The following is a 15,255-nucleotide window of genomic DNA, read 5'->3' on the forward strand; positions in this document are numbered from 1 at the left end:
CTGTCATTTTAGTTGTTATGGCATTGCAATCATAAAGCGGTACATGCAGTTCTGCTTTATGTTGTATAATTATTTTAACGCCTTATTAACTTCTTTATAAATGGACATTTGACATGAAAAAAATAATCGTACTTTTGACTATTTCAACGTTAAGCAGCTCGGCTATCGCGCAAGAAACAAGCTGGTTTGAAAGTTTAAAAAATCTTGTTGGATTAAGCGATACACCAGAGCAAAGTCTAGCGTTAAAGACTCCCGCTATACAAGGCACTGATGGATTGGTTGATATGTTAACTAGCTCATTAAATGTTGATGCAGACCAAGCCGCTGGAGGTATGGGTGCTATTTTTAATTATGTTAAAGATAATGTCTCAACTGAGCAATTTAGCCAATTGGCTAACTCAATACCGGGTGTTGAAGGGTTGGTTAGTCAAATGCCTGATATGAGTAAACTTAACTCAGGTGCTAGCAATGGCTTAGGTGGATTACTTGAGCAAGCATCACAGTACAGTGATTCGTTAAAATCGATTAATCATGTTAAAAAACAATTTGGAGCTTTAGGGTTAAAGCCTGAAATGATTAGTGATTTTATTGCTACTGCGCAAAGCTACTTGGACACAGAACAAGGGCAACAAGCAAAAAAAATACTCACTGACGGTTTAGGTAAACTGTTAGGCTAATTGACATTTATTGAGGCAGCCAAAGGCTTTTTTTTCATGATACGGAAACGCTTTATTCAGCCCATAACCATAACTATCTACTCAAGCTGAAAATAATAATTATTCGCGTCTTGCAACTTGATCTTATGGCCTAGCGTCATTTTGAAATGGCACATTGCAGTGACGCGGCTATACTGGCGGCACTGCAGTATATTTTCGACTAGCCTTCATCTTGAAAAATTTCTTCAATGCTCAGTTTAAATAACCTGGCGACTTTAAAAACCAGTGGTAAACTGGGATCAAACTTACCTTTTTCTATGGCATTGACCGTTTGGCGAGACACATCTAATACCTCTGCAAGTTGTGCTTGTGTCCAGTCTCCAGTCTCTTTCGCGCGCAGTACTTTCAGTTTATTTTTCATTGGTATTTTCTATTGCCAATAAAAATGGCAATTATGTGGGTCAGTCCCATAAAAACAACCAAATGAGCAATGTCAGCGTGGAAAGTTATTAGGTCTAATACATCGAAAGTTGAATAGGTTAAGCCAACCACTAAACTAAGCCCTAAGGTAATGCCCATTGCATTAAGTTGAATACGTTGCTGCATTTCATTTAAAGATTTTAGATGCGCTATATTAGCCAACACCACTTTTAAACCTAAGGCTAAATTTAGCAAAACGGCTATCACCGTTAAGCTGATGTTTAAGTCCCATATAAATCGCAGACCAAAATGAGTCAGTGTCACGCTTAAAACCCAAGCAGTGCTCCAAAAGCCGAGTTTTGCCGTACTGTTTTTATTTTTCTGCTGCCAAGATGTTGCTTTACTGATTATTTCATTATTTCATTATTTTTTCTGTCATCATACTTACTCCTATGTCGATAATGCCTGACTAAAAGTTTAGTTTACTTTTAGTCTTATAGGTTTGACTTCTATGAGTCAGAGGTTTATGTTTTTGATTGATAGCGTTAGCAAAATTGGTCGAGTGACAATATTCAGCAACAAATACAGACCTAGCAAAATTCACCTGAACTATTCCCACAGGTTAACGTGCTGTGTTCGCCTTATTCATTGTATTGTTATTAAAATAACAATACAAAAGTAGTCGATATTTAACCCTAGGGCAAAATTTGTATAATTTGCTGAATCTTGAAATTATATTGGTATAAGTGATATATGACTGAAAGTAGCGCAACAGAAAACCCGATAAGTGATTTGATTTTAAGTATAGACAATGGTACGCAAAGTGTTCGTGCCTTGTTATTTGATCTACAGGGTAATCTAGTTGCTAAAAGCCGTATTGAACTGCAAGCCTATTTTTCTAAAAAACCAGGTTGGGCTGAGCAAGAGGCTGATTATTTTTGGCAAATGCTAGGGCAATGTTGTCAGCAACTCTGGCTGCAAAGTGAGGTTATTGAAAACAGCTATCGCGAGAAAGTAATTGGCGTTACTGTCACCACGCAACGTGGCACCGTGATTAACTTGGACAAAAACGGCCAAGCCTTACGGCCAGCTATTTTGTGGCTTGATCAGCGCTTATGCCAAAAAAATAAGCTTATGCCTTGGTATTGGCGCGTCGGATTTATCCTGATAGGTCAAAGTAAAGTGGTTGATTATTTTCGTCGTAAATCACAAGCTAATTGGCTTGAGCAATATCAGCCTGAAGTGTGGCAACAGACCGATAAATTATTATTATTGTCAGGTTTTTTAAGCTACAAATTAACCGGTCAATTTAAAGACTCGGTTGGCAGTGTTGTGGGGTATTTGCCATTTAATTATAAAAAACAAAACTGGGCACACCCGTGGGACTGGAAATGGCATGCTTTACCCGTGAAACGCTCAATGTTACCGATTTTAGTCAAACCCGGTGAAGTGCTGGGTGAGATCACCCCTGATGCCGCCGCTCATACTGGTTTAAAAGTAGGCACCCTATTGATCGCTTCAGCGTCTGATAAAGCCTGTGAAGTACTAGGGTCGGGTTGTATTAACCCAGACACCGCCAGTTTGAGCTATGGCACGACGGCAACAATTAATACCAACAACACTAAATATGTTGAACCTCAAGCTTTTATCCCGCCTTATCCTTCAGCTCTTCCCGATAACTTTAATAGCGAAGTGATGATCTATCGTGGCTTTTGGATGGTGAATTGGTTTAAACAAGAATTTGGTCAAAATGAAATAGATAAAGCGCACACTTTAGGGGTCAGCGCTGAGAGCTTATTTGATCAATTAGTCGCGCAAGTACCGGCAGGGTCGATGGGATTAATGTTGCAACCTTATTGGTCGCCAGGGCTAAAAAATCTTGAAGCTAAAGGCGCTATTATTGGTTTTGGCGATGTGCATACTCGCGCCCATATTTATCGTTCAATTTTAGAAGGCTTAGCTTACGCACTCAGAGAAGGCAAAGAAAACTTAGAAAAACGTCAAAAATGTAAAATAACCAAGTTAGTGGTTTCAGGTGGTGGCTCGCAGTCAGATGCCGCATTACAACTTACCGCTGATATTTTTAATTTACCTGTGCACCGGCCACATACTTTTGAAACCTCAGGTTTAGGCGCCGCCATTAACGTTGCCGTAGGTCTGGGGTATTTTGAAAACTACCAACAAGCGACTAGTGCTATGACCCGGCTCGAGCAAAGCTTTCTCCCCAACCAAGCCAATGTGGTGTTGTATAATAAATTATATCAGCAGGTTTATCGAAAAATGTATCGGCAATTAAAACCTATTTATCAAAATATTAAAAAAATAACCGGTTATCCTGAGTAATTCAATAGTTGTGTGCTCAAGTGAGTGCTGTTCATCGTTAACATGAACAACACTCTTTATTTAAGGTGCTACTGTTAGTTTTTACAATGACATCACAAAAGCAACAAGTGACACCCGTTCAGCTTCGGTTAATGCCATAAAAGCACTTTTACTCGATTGTGCTTCGCCCCCATGCCATAAAATAGCTTCCTCGATATTATTTGCTCTACCGTCATGCAGAAATCCTGCTGCAGGATTAACCGTTTTAGTCAATCCTATGCCCCATAAAGGTCGAGTTTTCCACTCTTTACCTGAAGCCATAAAATCTCGTCGATTATCGGCCAGTCCTTCGCCCATATCGTGAAGTAACATATCGGTAAACGGATAAATAGTTTGACCTTTCAATGCCTCAGGAGCAACCCGACCACCTATCAATACATCGCCGGCTTGAGTGGTAAACTTTGGGGTATGACAACCCGTGCAATTAACTTGTTGAAATAATATTGCGCCGCTTAATACGCTTTCATTGTTAATGTTACGTCGCGAGGGCACGGCTAAGGTTTCCGCATAAAATACCACGTCATCTGAAAAACTTGCCGATGCTTCGGTTTGACCAAACTCATCAATACCGGTATCAATAAAGCCTGTTCGCGCTAAATAGCTTTCATGCATAATGGAGTTGGCGATGCTCTCTTCTGGAAATAACGGGTTGGTAATGCCCATATCGCCATGGAGTGCTGCAAGTGATTGTACGCGAACACTCGGTGTGCTGGCTTTCCAGCCAAAGCGTCCTAAGGAAACCGGTCGTTGTTCACCACGTTGGCTTTTGATGGCGTCGAAAACCCAGTTAGCACGCCCAGAAATGCCATTTTTATCCACGTCGTGCTCATCGCTAAGCGCTAATATATCGTCTTGGGCTATGAGCTCAAGTAATCCTAAACCAAAAATAGGCATGCCGTTTCTTGGGCTATAGCGAACATTACTTTGCAATAGAGCGCTGTTGAATCTATTTTCAGTACTAACATCGTAGGGAGCTTCAATTTCAAACACAGGTTTTTTCAATGTTACCGATTCACCGTCAGCATAAGTAACGGTTGTATAGTCGAATGATAAGAAAACATTCGCTTGTCCAATAAAGGGGTTAACTTGCCAATCATCACGGGCTTTAAGCACACCGCGATGAAATAATTGTCTACCAAAGCCATTAACGGGAGTGTTTTTACAATAATTATTAGCCGCTAATGGTGCGTTGCATTGACCATCTTCAAGGCTAATTCGCAGGAATATACCGGCATTAGCACCAAGCAGTAGTCGCTGCGCTTTAACCGGCAAAGTTAATGTCGCTGGGCGGCCATCTCTTTGATGGCAAGAGTTACAATCTTGGTTATTAAATACAGGTCCTAACCCATCGAGATCTGGGTGAGCATTATTTGGCGCGGTGGTAAATGACGTTTCAAAATGCGCATCTCCGGTCAAGTGTCTAGCTAATTCAGACTCGGTTAATCTTGCTATAGGCGTTGAAAAGCCATGACCGGAATTACTAGCGTTTTCTGCTGTCGCGTCACCAGCTAACAAACGTACATGAGCGTAATCAGGATAAGTAAGTTCTGGCTTTGTTATGGGTGCGGCGCTGCTTTTAGCACTGTCACCACCGCAGTTGGTCAGTAAGAGCGCTAACAATAGCGTGAAACACACAAAGATAAATTTCGAATTTAGTGTTTTTATATGCTTGATTATTATCATTTATGTTAACTTTTAATGTGTTTGATAAATCGGTTGAAAAGGCTTTTACACAGGAGAGTCTTGCTGAAGTGACCTATTTTAAATGGCAACAAAACTCTCTGTATTACTTCCAATTTAAATAGTACAGCGCTTAGTTTGCATGCCATTGTGTCAGCAGCGGTAATACATCACGTTCGAATGAGGTTTGAACTAGCGATAGAGACTCAATTGCACTTTGTATTCTTAAACGGGCATCTGCGTCGTTAATTGCTTGCCTAAAGGGTAAGTTATGTTCTCCTTTAATGGCTTTTATGGCGGTGAGGGCATCATTAATTTGGCTATTCATTCTGCTTGCTAATTCACTGTCAGCAGCTGCGATAAAGTCGATAATGCCTTGTTTATTTGCACCATTGATAAATTCACCGCGAAAGATATTTTGAACGCCTTGAATATTGTCGGCAAAATCGGCTAAAGAATTCCAACTGTATTGTGATTCTACTAATGAAGTATCCGTAGTACTCAGACTTGTGCCAAAAGGCTCGGCTATTTTTCCATTGCCGACTTCATCAATAATACCAATCATCCCCTGGATTAATTCCTCTATCACACCGAGCTCAGACGCATAAAGATTATTGTTCGCCGTTAAGAGTAACTCTTTGTAGGCAGGTGAGTTGCTATCACTTGGATCATAAGAAACTGTCCAAGCATCCGCTAAAGACTGAGCATACTCGTTAAACACTTCAGCAGTTGCCACTAAATACTCACGCTCAAGCGGGGTCATTTCATCGATCGTTTTTTCATTGTCTGTTAGACCATCACCAAACAGTAAAAACTCCATGGTGTGAAAGCCTTGTACGTCATCATTAAATAATTTAATTTGCTCGGCAGTAAAACCTGACTGAGATGCTAATAACGCTTGTAAGTCGCTAGTATTTAACGGCCAGGTATCTAAATGTGGGTCGATTGAGAGTGCATCTACGGGACCAAAAATATGAGCTTCACCTTGTTCCCATGGTGTTCGGACATCACGCCAAGCTTGTTGTGCTGCAGCCAAACTTTCAGCAGTAGGGGAGTTGAATAAGGTTAAGGTTGCTAAATGGTAATCGTTGGCTTTAGTGCTTAATGACAAATAACCCGCCACAATCACCTCATTGGTTAAATTTGTGATCATTTCAGTCGCGCTGAAGGTAAAGCTGTTATTAATTACCGGCGCTTTTATTAGCGCTTCCGATGATGAACCACCACAAGCCGATAAAATAATTGCGGATAAAGTTGCGGCGACCAAAGATTTTTTTACGTACATGTTTATGTCCTTTTAAAGTTTAAAATTATTATTCTGTGACTTTTGCTTAATGTGACTCTTTTAATTTGAGTGATATCGATGCGCTTATGATGCGTTTATATAGTGAAGAAATATCCCAGAGATAGAGTCACTGAGTGAGTGTTATCAAGATTTTCTTGAGCATATTGCTGCTCGGAAATTTGTACTTTGAAAACCAACTCTGGAATCGGGTAATAATTAATGCCGACTGATAACTCTTGTTTATCAAAGCGAGGAGTAGCGATGCTATTAGCCATTTTTTTGATCGGATTAGCATAATCAAAAGCAGCAAAAATTTGCAGTGGTGATGACAAACCTAAAAGTCCTTGCGCGTTATAACCTAATTCAACAAAAGCCGATTCAGCTTCGCTACCCACTTGAGAGAAATTTCCTGGCTTTAAGCCTGGCGTAGTTTTATTTGCTAAAGTAATCGCTTCACTGTCTTCTAACTGGCCAAATAAGTACTGTCCTCTTGCTAACCAGTTACCTGCGCTCCACGCTCCATTCACACCAAAAATTTGTAAATTACCGTCGCTGGCAATATTGTTCTGGTTATTACGATTATCTGTGGTATTGCTGGTGTAATAACTTAATCCAATGCCCTTATCTTTTTTGACATCGCCATAATCAAGGCGAAAGGTGAGCGCTAAATCATCAGAGTTAACTTGTTCAAAGCGTTTCTGATGGCCAGTAGCCGCCCATTGATAAGTTCGAAAATATTCTGAATTTAACCCCGTGGTTAATAGCGCTTGTGCGGTAAAATCCTGCCAATGGGTGATGACATTAACCCCGGTTTCATTCCAAGTTTGTGGGATCATGGTGGCCTCGCTCCAATGACGCTCGGTGGTCATATATTGGTGCGGTTGATGTAAGTCTGTGCCCAAACCGACAGGAACAAAAATGCGACCCATTTTTACTGCCAGATATTGATTAGCTTGATAACGCACTTGTAGCTTTTCAACGACCACTTCACCGCCAGCCTCTATCTCATTTTCAAATTCGCCAAATTCTTCAAAGCCATCGTATTCAAGTGTTACACCGGTACCGCCATGTTCATACTCAAGCTCTAGCTCCACTTGCCATTGCGGCGTGAAATCGTAAACCAATTCAAGTACAACTCTTTCTAGGTCAGTACTCGCACGTCTGCTTGGATCTAAATCTTGGGTATTTCTAAATACTTGCTCGTTTTTATATTTCACACTGCCATAAGACTTTATTTGCCAGTTTTTATCTAGCGACAAGGTTTGATCTGCTGTATTCATTGCTAACATGGCGTCAGATTGTGACTTAAAAGCCTTAAGCTGAAGTTCAATGTCAGCAATTTTCTGTTGTTGTGCTAAGAAGTATTCGGCAGCGGGTGTTATGCTTTGTTGTTCATCAGCCAATGCCGCAGTGCTTACTAAAAACATCACTAATATTTTTGAGATCTTCATAAATAAACCTAAATGGTAATGATAACTAATTGTATTTGGTGGAAGTGTAATCACATACAAGTACAAATGCAAATGATAATTAAACTCATTTGCATTTGTACTGGGGCGAGTTTACTTAATAAAAATTAAGCGGAAATAAGGCATGATGTGAGTTGTAACAAGGTAATAAAGGGGGGGAATTAACTTCTCAGTGAGTTGCTTTCATTTTCTGCAGTATTTTATCGAGCAAGCAAACTTGATATTTTGATGGCGTAATTTTATTACAGTTGCGCAAATTAACTTGCATCATCTCTACTGTCGAAGTTGTGCAGCGCAATCAATATTTTATGGCGAGAGCCGCCTATGATTTTGGCTAGGTTATGACATGACTGATGATTTCAAGTCAATTTATCCGCTGAGAGTAACCACTTTACTGTTAAAGCGTATTGCTATGCAGCGCAATACGGTTACCTTCTGAGTCATGAATAATAGCGCGAAAACCATGTCCGCCAATAGATATTTTTTCTTCAACCAGCCGGCCACCATGCATTTCTGATTGCTTAATTGCGTCGTCAAGTCGGCCATTGACATTAAAATAAATTAGTGGTCCAGAGGTAAATATTTGTTCAGGTGCTGATGGCACTAAGCAGCCTGAAACATTGGTTTGAGCATGAGGTAATATACCAATGGTGAAATGCTCAAAGGCTTCTTTTTTTACCTCACCGTTAAGTAGCGCACTATAAAATTCGATAGCGCGAGTTAAATCTATAACCGGAATATCAACCCAAACAATCTGATTTTCCATGACATTTTCCTTTGTTATTTATGGTGTTTATATCGAACAAGGACGGCCTTGACGTTGATATAAGTATAGTTGAATAATTTAATTAGCCATATTGAGAAAGCGTTCATTTAATTATCGTACTTTTTACAGGGAGAAATGCATGAGAAAAGAATGAGTAGAGAAGCATTTAAGAACAGCAGAATAGTTAATATTTTACTTATCCTGAAGTTCTCTTTCTTTTCTCCCCGTGAATTATTTTATTATGGTACTTTTTAAAGGTTTTTTTACTGCCTAGTAGCAAGCTTGTTAGAGAGTCGGTAGAATAATTGCTTTGGTTTTTATGACTTTGGCGTGCACTACATTATGCGAATTATTCACACTTCTGACTGGCACTTAGGCCAACATTTTTATGGCAAAAGTCGCGCACCTGAACATCAGCAATTCTTAAATTGGTTAATTGAACAATCAAAGAGCCAGCAGATTGACGCCATTATTGTCGCCGGTGATATTTTTGATACCGGCACACCACCAAGTTATGCCCGTGAAATATATTTTGATTTTATCGCTAAGTTGCATCGAACACATTGCCAATTAGTGGTGTTGGCGGGAAATCATGACTCAGTTGCCATGCTCACTGAGTCGCAAAAAATATTACAGCAGCTGTCCACACGAGTTATTTCTGCCGTGAGCGATAATATGGCCGAGCAAGTATTTGTGCTTAACAGCCTTAAAACTGAGCAGCAAGCGGTGATTTGCGCTATTCCATTTATTCGGCCACGCGATATTGTTAGAAGCTACGCTGGGCAATCGGCTAATCAAAAGCAACGTTCACTGCAGCAAGCTATTACTGAACATTATCAAGGCTTATTTGAACAGGCGCAGAGCTTGTCGCAGCTTAACCAGGATGATGGCACTCGCTTGCCTATTATTGCTACCGGGCATTTAACCACCATTGGTGCATCAACGAGTGAGTCTGTGCGTGATATTTATATTGGCACCTTAGAAGCCTTTCCCGCTAGTGAATTTCCGGCGGCTGACTACATAGCTTTAGGCCATATACATCGACCACAAAAAGTGACCAAGAGTGAGCATATTCGTTATAGTGGCTCACCCATCGCATTAAGTTTTGATGAAGCTAATACCCAAAAAAGTATTGTTATTGCAGAATTTAAAAATGGCGAGCTTAGCAATACAGTGCTGTGTAACGTGCCATGCTTTCAACCTTTGGCGATGGTAAAAACCCATTTAGAAACACTGTCTGAAGACATTACTAGTGTTGTTGAGTCGAAAAGCATTGCATTGAAAAATGAAGACTCAAGCATTGCAGAATCAATAAGTACAGAATCAATAAGTACAGAATCATCCAGTGCAGAAGCAAAAATCACCCATGATGAAAAATCAGCCAAAGAAAAAATCTGGCTCGATATCGAAATTGAAAGTGCAGAATACTTACAAGATTTAAGCGCGCGCATTGAGCAAATAGTCAAAGAATTGCCCGTTGAAGTGTTATTAGTCAGACGCAGCAAAAAGTCCCGTCAACAAATGCCTAGTCATGAGAAGAAAGTCACCTTAAGTGAATTAAGTGTTCAAGAAGTATTTGACGCGCGGATGGCGCTAGAACCTTGGGATAGTGACGAGCAGCAACAACGTAAAACACGCTTAAATAGTTTATACCTTAATATTGCAGAACAAACACAACTGGCTAACTCAACCAAGCCATCGCTTTCAGAGCACAGTGAAGCACATAGTAGCTCGACCAGCAAAACTGAGCAAAAATAATGAAAATATTATCGCTACGCTTTGAAAATATCAATTCTTTAAAAGGTCATTGGAAAATTGACTTTACTCAGTCACCCTTTGACACCAGTGCGCTTTTTGCCATTATCGGCCCCACCGGCGCAGGTAAAACCACCATACTCGATGCCATGTGTTTGGCGTTATATCACCAAACACCACGACTTACTATTTCAGATAAGCAAAACCAGTTAATGACCCGCCATACCGCGAGTTGTTTAGCTGAGGTTGAATTTGAAGTTAAAGGTCAAGCCTATAGAGCCTTTTGGAGTCAGCGCCGAGCCAAAAATAGTGTCGAAGGCAATCTACAAAAACCAACTGCCGAGTTGGCAAAGTTAATCACTACAGGTGAACTTAATAGCGAAGGTAACAGTGGTATAACCTTAGGTGAAGCCGAAGTTATTGCCACTAAAGTTTCTGATATTCGTACAGAAATAGCGCGATTAACCGGTTTGGATTTTTCTCGCTTTCGAAAATCTATGATGCTATCGCAAGGGGAGTTTGCTGCCTTTTTAAATGCACCGGCGAATGAACGTGCCGATCTTTTAGAAGAGCTAACGGGTAGTGAAATTTATGGCGATATTTCAAAAACGGTATTTGAACAACATAAAGAGGCCAGTAACGAGTTAAAATTATTGCAGGCTAAAAGCACGGGTATGCAACTATTAAGCGTCGAGCAACAACAGCAAATTAATGCTGAGCTAAACATGGTAACTTTGCAGCAGCAACCTTTTGAAGCACAAATAGCCCATTGGCAGCAAATTCGCAGTTGGTTGATAAACGTGCAACAAACCAATGAACAAAAATTACTTGCTGAGCAACAACAAGCATCAGCACAGCAAAAACAGCACCACCATGCTACAGAGTTACAAGCGTTAGCTTTGTCAGAGCCAGCTGAAAATTTACGGGCTGATTACCAACAGCACAATTATGTTAATCAACAGCTTGTTGAGCTCAATGAACAAGCGACCTTGCTTGAGGTTGATGTTAACGATAGTAAAAGCCATGTTGAACATGCTGAGCAGTCACTAACAGATTTTTTGTTATGCCATGAAAAACTGCTTGCCGAGCAAGATAAAACTGAGCAATTAATTGTTGAGCAAGTGCTACCGCTTGATAGCAAAATCAGTCAACTGAGCGAGCAAAAAATTCAACAAAGTGCACGAGCAAGTGCCGCCAACGAAGTGCTAACGCAAGCAACAGAGCAAAGCGCACAGTTAACCGCACAACAGCAATTGCAGCGAGATAAAATCAACCACGCGCAAGGCATTATTGAGCAACAAGGGCATTTGGCAACATTGCCTGAGCATTTGCCATTATGGCGCAATATACTGGCTCAAATGGTCAATGATAAACAGCTTAGTTTTGAGCTGATCACGCAAAATAAAAACTTGCAAACACAAGCTAACTTATTGACTAATGAACTGACTAAAGAGCAAGAGCAATTAGTTGAACTTGAAGCTGAATGTAAACAACAGCAAGTAAGCCTTAGTGCGAAAGAGGGCGATATAACCCAGCTATTACAGCAAGTTCAGTGTCAAAATGAGCAAGCACTCAGTCAGCATTTACATGGCATGCAAGCCACTATTAATGAGCAAGCACAAGCACTACTTAACGCCCAACGTTATCAAACTCTAAGCGCTGAATTGCAGGATATTGATAAAACACTTAATACAGATAATCAAAAATTAACCCACCTAGCTGAGCAGTTAACGCCTTTGCGTGAACATTATAAAAAGCAAAAAACAGCCTTGATTGACGTGCAGTTAATCGTAGATCAACAAAAAACTATTATGTCACTTAGTGCCCATAGAGCAAACTTACATGCCAATGAAGCTTGTCCCTTATGTGGCTCAGAGCAACACCCGGCCATTGCTGATTATCAGGCCCTAAGTGATGATGATTCAGTGGAAAGTGAACATCAGCAGCGCTTAAAACAACTCACTATTGACTTAGAACAACTTGAACTGCAAGGTAAAAAATTATCTTCAGAGCAAGAGCGCTTAAAAGAAAGGTTTAACTTAGTCACTGAAAATAAAGCAATAAAACAACAAGAACAGCAGTATTTAACTCAGCAGTGGTTAGCGCAGCGTGAGTTATTAAACATGGCTGTTGAATTATCAGCATTTGAGCAAATAACAGCAGACATACAAACACGGCGACAAAATTTTGAGCAGTTAAATAATGTTAATAACCAATTGCAGCAATTAAAACAAGGGCAGCAACAGCAAGCTGAATTAGTTTCGAGGCTAGAAAAACAGTTAGTCAACTTAGTGAACTTGAGCCAAAATAAAACGGTGCAGTTAAGTCAAATTCAACAACAAATCGTGCAAAATAAGCAAAACCTTATCGATAAACTTGCGCAAATAACGCAAGAGTGGCAAAAGTTAACGATGTTTATGCAAAGGTGTCAGTTAGTTATGCCAGCATGCTTCACTGTTTTTAATCAAGTAGATACAGATAGTGATACAGATACGGATATTATCGATATTAACGCACCCAATCATATTATTACGCCTGACAAATTTATTGATCTTGTGCCATTACAACAAGCTTGGCTAAATGAACTTGAGCAACAAAGTCATGCTTATCAAGCCGCCTTGTCTGCCGTGGCGACAGATCATGAACAACTGCAACAAGTACAACAACAACTGGCGGTAATGCACAGTAAATTCGAACAACTGAGTGTGTCTAAGCAAAGCATAATAGCGGATTTAAGTCTGCTAGAAAAACAGCATAATGACGCTAAAGTGCAGCGCGAAAGCTTATTCGCCGCGCAAGATGTTCAACAAATACGCCAACAATTAAAACAACAGCAACAAGGTCAAGAGCAGCTACTTGTTAAGTGGCAAAATGCTGTTAATGAGCAGAAAAACCGCCAACAAAATATTGCGGGTAAGCTAAACGGCAATATTGAAGCGATTAAGCGTTTAATGCCACAACAGCAAGCGGCCAAGCAAACTTGGCAAAAGCAATTAGCGGCTAGTGATTTTGACACTGAAGACGACTTTAAAGCGGCATTGTTAACACAAGAACAGCGCAAGACCCTGAAAGCACAAGCGTTAACTATTGAGCAACAAACTCAACAAGCCAAGGCACAACTACAGCAAGTGCAACAACAATTATCACAACTTGGCGAAGATAAAAACCAGCTGCAAGCGCAAACTAAGCAGCTGGTCAGCGCTATTGAAATGGGTGAAGATTTAGCCTGCAATAATGAGCTACTACTAAAAGATTTAATCTTTGGTGCAAACGTAGTAATAGACGATGACTTAGAGGTTGCTGAGTTTGATAATAAAGCCATTATTTGTTCTAACACCTTAAAGCAATTACAAATACGCCAAGGACAATTAAGCCAACAAATCAGCCAAGACCAACAACAGCGTTATGAACAACAAACATTACTTGATGAAATGCTTAAGCAACAAAATGAGCTTGACGATCTTGCTCACCTGAATGGTTTAATTGGCGCGGCTGATGGTGCTAAATTTAGACGTTTCGCCCAAGGCTTAACACTGTCTCATCTAGTTTATTTAGCCAACCAGCAGCTTAATCGCTTGCATGGTCGCTACCAATTACAACGTCAGCAATCTGACAACTTAGCATTAGAAGTGCTTGATACTTGGCAAGCCGATAGTGTGCGTGACACTAAAACTTTATCGGGCGGTGAAAGTTTTTTAGTTAGTTTAGCGTTAGCACTGGCTTTATCAGATTTGGTGAGCGCAAAAACTAGTATTGATTCATTATTTCTTGATGAAGGTTTTGGCACCTTGGATAACGACACCCTAGAAATAGCACTGTCTGCGCTTGATTCATTAAACGCGAGTGGCAAAATGATCGGCGTTATAAGCCATGTTGATGCCTTAAAAAAACGCATTGACGTGCAGATAGAAGTGAAGAAACAAAGTGGCTTGGGTTTGAGTGAATTAGCGGATTGTTATCGCTATCTTGGTGGTTAAAACTGTATTGTTATTAAAGCTAAAGTAGTACTGTCAACTAGGGGGAACCACTAAGATAACAATAGCTTAGGTGCCCCGTGAGCCAAGTGAAACTAAATCCGTCGGTTGTCATCGTTGGCGTAGGTATGACTGGTATATTAATGACCATTAAGCTACGCCAAGCCGACATTAACGATATTATTGTTTGAGCAAACAAAGATGCTATGGCGGCACATGGTGGGGGGAAACCTATCCTGGTGCCGCTTGTGATATACCGGCTCATATGTATATCTATTCATTTGAAGCGAATCCAAATTGGAGCCGATCTTTTTCTTGTCGACCAGAAATAAAGCAATATTTTGAGCACGTGGCTGACAAGTTGACGTGAAACGTGACATACGCTTTAACGAAGAAGTTACCGACGGAAAATATAGTAAATGTAAATAGGCTGTCAAAAGCAGTAAAGATAAGAGCTATATTGCTAATTTTATTATTTGTGCGACCTGTATTCTACATCACCCTAAATTGTCCAGACGGCCCCGGCATAGATGACTTCAAAAGTGCTAAGTTTCATACTGCTCAGTGGGATCACAAGGTCAATATATCTGAGGCAACTCGTGTTGGCGTTATCTGCACTGGCTCAAGGGCGGCGCAAGCCATCTCTGAGCTAATTAAAGCTGGCGCCAAAGTTTGTGTTTTGCAGCGCATACCACAATGGATAATGCATTTATCCAACTTTAATTTTTCAATTACCATGCAAAAACTCATGACTCGCTATCCCGTTATGACAAAAATGCATCATAATGCAGGGAAATTCTTTTTAGAGCATATTTTATCAAAGCAGTCACAGGGCACTTGATACAACAAATGTACTGAATTTTTTGTA

General features: G+C 40.3%; 11 protein-coding genes. 5 read left to right on the forward strand and 6 right to left on the reverse strand.

Features of this window, described 5'->3' with window-relative positions; translation table 11 throughout:
- Positions 1 to 113: 113 nt before the first annotated feature.
- Positions 114 to 677, forward strand: coding sequence for a DUF2780 domain-containing protein (locus H4J46_RS01565; protein ID WP_182231833.1), 564 nt, complete (start codon positions 114 to 116; stop codon positions 675 to 677).
- 199 nt (positions 678 to 876) lie between these two features.
- Here the strand turns inward: H4J46_RS01565 and H4J46_RS01570 are convergent, their stop codons facing one another.
- Positions 877 to 1,077, reverse strand: a complete 201-nt coding sequence (locus H4J46_RS01570; RefSeq protein ID WP_182231834.1) for a helix-turn-helix transcriptional regulator — start codon at positions 1,075 to 1,077, stop codon at positions 877 to 879.
- Positions 1,074 to 1,400, reverse strand: a complete 327-nt coding sequence (locus tag H4J46_RS01575) for a hypothetical protein (protein WP_220462902.1) — start codon at positions 1,398 to 1,400, stop codon at positions 1,074 to 1,076. Before H4J46_RS01575 ends, H4J46_RS01570 begins: the two co-directional genes overlap by 4 nt.
- 429 nt (positions 1,401 to 1,829) lie before the next feature.
- Between H4J46_RS01575 and H4J46_RS01580 the strand changes: the two genes are divergently transcribed.
- Positions 1,830 to 3,419: an FGGY-family carbohydrate kinase gene (locus tag H4J46_RS01580; protein ID WP_182231835.1), complete on the forward strand. Its 1,590-nt coding sequence runs from the start codon at positions 1,830 to 1,832 to the stop codon at positions 3,417 to 3,419.
- An 81-nt stretch (positions 3,420 to 3,500) separates the two neighbouring features.
- Here H4J46_RS01580 and H4J46_RS01585 read toward each other — a convergent pair whose 3' ends face one another.
- From H4J46_RS01585 to H4J46_RS01600, 4 genes are all read right to left on the reverse strand, one after another.
- Positions 3,501 to 5,141 (reverse strand): di-heme oxidoredictase family protein, encoded by a 1,641-nt coding sequence (locus H4J46_RS01585; RefSeq protein ID WP_182231836.1) that lies wholly within the window; start codon positions 5,139 to 5,141, stop codon positions 3,501 to 3,503.
- 130 nt (positions 5,142 to 5,271) lie between these two features.
- Positions 5,272 to 6,423 carry an imelysin family protein gene (locus H4J46_RS01590; protein ID WP_182231837.1) on the reverse strand — a complete coding sequence of 384 codons (1,152 nt, stop codon included), beginning with the start codon at positions 6,421 to 6,423 and terminating at the stop codon, positions 5,272 to 5,274.
- Between the two features lie 95 nt (positions 6,424 to 6,518).
- Positions 6,519 to 7,874 carry a hypothetical protein gene (locus tag H4J46_RS01595; protein ID WP_182231838.1) on the reverse strand — a complete coding sequence of 452 codons (1,356 nt, stop codon included), beginning with the start codon at positions 7,872 to 7,874 and terminating at the stop codon, positions 6,519 to 6,521.
- A gap of 415 nt (positions 7,875 to 8,289) precedes the next feature.
- On the reverse strand, positions 8,290 to 8,658 hold the full coding sequence (locus H4J46_RS01600) for a VOC family protein (protein WP_182231839.1): 369 nt from the start codon (positions 8,656 to 8,658) through the stop codon (positions 8,290 to 8,292).
- 342 nt (positions 8,659 to 9,000) lie between these two features.
- Between H4J46_RS01600 and sbcD the strand changes: the two genes are divergently transcribed.
- The 3 genes from sbcD to H4J46_RS17025 all read left to right on the forward strand — a co-directional run bounded on the left by sbcD (position 9,001) and on the right by H4J46_RS17025 (position 15,228).
- Positions 9,001 to 10,416 carry an exonuclease subunit SbcD gene (sbcD, locus tag H4J46_RS01605; protein WP_182231840.1) on the forward strand — a complete coding sequence of 472 codons (1,416 nt, stop codon included), beginning with the start codon at positions 9,001 to 9,003 and terminating at the stop codon, positions 10,414 to 10,416.
- Positions 10,416 to 14,390 carry an AAA family ATPase gene (locus H4J46_RS01610; protein WP_182231841.1) on the forward strand — a complete coding sequence of 1,325 codons (3,975 nt, stop codon included), beginning with the start codon at positions 10,416 to 10,418 and terminating at the stop codon, positions 14,388 to 14,390. The genes sbcD and H4J46_RS01610 overlap by 1 nt, the downstream gene beginning before the upstream one ends.
- A 457-nt stretch (positions 14,391 to 14,847) precedes the next feature.
- The gene (locus tag H4J46_RS17025) at positions 14,848 to 15,228 is read left to right on the forward strand and encodes a hypothetical protein (protein ID WP_259365643.1); all 381 of its coding nucleotides are present in this window, start codon (positions 14,848 to 14,850) and stop codon (positions 15,226 to 15,228) included.
- Positions 15,229 to 15,255 lie beyond the last annotated feature (27 nt).

Source organism: Colwellia sp. MB02u-6, assembly GCF_014077095.1.
GTDB lineage: Bacteria > Pseudomonadota > Gammaproteobacteria > Enterobacterales > Alteromonadaceae > Cognaticolwellia.